The organism is Neisseria sp. HMSC065D04 (assembly GCF_001815675.1).
In the GTDB taxonomy this organism is placed as follows: Bacteria; Pseudomonadota; Gammaproteobacteria; order Burkholderiales; family Neisseriaceae; genus Neisseria.
On the sequence record NZ_KV821506.1, the window covers coordinates 1 to 1,290 of the forward strand.

1 protein-coding gene and 1 pseudogene are annotated in these 1,290 nt (G+C 46.5%); one reads left to right on the top strand and one right to left on the bottom strand.

Annotated features, from left to right (window positions below):
• A pseudogene (locus HMPREF3050_RS05575) lies at positions 1–192 on the bottom strand (hypothetical protein); the annotation flags it as partial.
• 413 nt (positions 193–605) lie between these two features.
• Here HMPREF3050_RS05575 and HMPREF3050_RS05580 point away from each other — a divergent pair.
• Entirely contained in the window at positions 606–1,055 is a 450-nt protein-coding gene (locus HMPREF3050_RS05580; protein WP_003758410.1) for a CopD family copper resistance protein, read from the top strand.
• Positions 1,056–1,290 lie beyond the last annotated feature (235 nt).

The window sequence follows — 1,290 nt, forward strand, 5'->3', positions numbered from 1 at the left end:
TAGGGGATTTTGGGGAATTTTGCAAAGGTCTCTACTGGTTAATTTAGGGGTATCCCAATTCAATTCAGGACGAATAACAACAGAAGCCGCTTTTTCTTGCTTTGCTGCCGGTTTCTCCGAAACCTCCTGTTTACATGCAGACAACGGCACAATCGCCAAACATACAGCCAACAGAGACAATATTTTATTCATCTTTTCCTCTTCATCATCATGAAATGTGGCAACAGTATAGTGTATAGGGGGTTAACTTTAAAATAGACCGATATGTTAAATAAAATACCTGATTTCATTACCTATAGTGGATTAAATTTAAATCAGGACAAGGCGGGAAGCCGCAGATACAGTACAGATAGTACGGCAAGGCGAGGCAACGCCGTACTGGTTTAAAGTTAGGCGAGGTAACGCCGTCCTGGTTTAAAGTTAATCCACTATAGAATTTAAAAACTATTTTGCCCCTTACCTATCGAACTGCCCTAATAAACAAAATGGCTTCTTTGCACATCCCGAGCGACACCGGCTATTGAGCCGACAATAAGGAAAAGGTCGTCTGAAACTGCCCGACTGATGATACAATTTCGCCTGAATATCCACTTCGGAACACGGTCATGAGTCTCTACGCCATCGCCCACATCATCCACCTCTATTGCGCCATCGCCTTTGTCGGCGGCGTATTTTTCGAAATGCTGGTTTTGTCCGTCATGCACACCGGCCGTGTCTCGCGCGAATCGCGCCGCGAAGTCGAACGCGCCATGTCCTACCGCGCCGTCCGCGTTATGCCGCCCGTCGTCATTACGCTTTTCATCAGCGGCATCGTCATGGTATTCAACCGCTACCTGCCCTTTTTGAGCCAACCCTTCGCCACCTCATTCGGTACGCTCCTCACCCTCAAAATCCTGTTGGCAGTCAGCGTCCTCGTCCATTTCGCCATCGCCGTCGTCAAAATGGCACGGCGCACCCTGACCGTCGGCTGGTCCAAATACATCCACGCCGTCGTGTTTTCCCATATGCTGTTTATCGTATTTTTTGCCAAAGCCATGTTCTATCTGTCTTGGTAAGCGGTTTTCAGACGACCTATTTACCATCAGAGGTCGTCTGAAAGACAAAGAACGAACACAAAATAACACGCTGACAAATAGCGGCATTTAAAAGCAAAAAATCCGCATAACCCGCAAAACCAATATGACCAAGTCAGCCGCGCTATCCCCTCTTTCTCATCAGCTGGGGCAGATTATTCAAAATTAAAAGGCAACGAGGTTCATATATAGTGGATTAAATTTAAATCAGGACAAG

Coding starts and splice junctions, on each gene's coding strand:
- HMPREF3050_RS05580 (WP_003758410.1), top strand. CDS start 606: ATGAGTCTCTACGCCATCGCCCACATCATCCACCTCTATTGCGCCATC.